The organism is Hydrogenovibrio sp. 3SP14C1 (assembly GCF_029625905.1).
In the GTDB taxonomy this organism is placed as follows: Bacteria; Pseudomonadota; Gammaproteobacteria; order Thiomicrospirales; family Thiomicrospiraceae; genus Hydrogenovibrio.
Window position 1 is genome coordinate 1 of record NZ_JARTLM010000320.1, and the last position, 237, is coordinate 237.

1 protein-coding gene is annotated in these 237 nt (G+C 52.7%); it reads right to left on the reverse strand.

All coding sequences use genetic code 11. The annotated features are described in order from the left end of the window. Positions 1–50: 50 nt before the first annotated feature. Positions 51–237 (reverse strand): hypothetical protein (locus P8629_RS12685; protein WP_442908724.1); only part of this gene is annotated, 187 nt, incomplete at its 5' end.

Sequence of the window (237 nt, forward strand, 5' to 3'; positions counted from 1 at the left end):
GTTCAGGATGCCTGTGCATCACTGCCGGAAAATCGTGTCAGGACGGAGAATTACTTCTTCGCTTCTGCTTTATGGCTGAAACCGCGGGCAATTGCCTCGTTCAGGGCAATCGCTTTTGCCGGACGTTCGCTGGTGGCCACATTATTACCGGCCCAGCCGTCCACCAGGTTGTTAAACCCGTAAACTGTCTGTTTGCCGCCGTAAGGAATAAGAGAAACTTCAGTTTCATCACCCGGC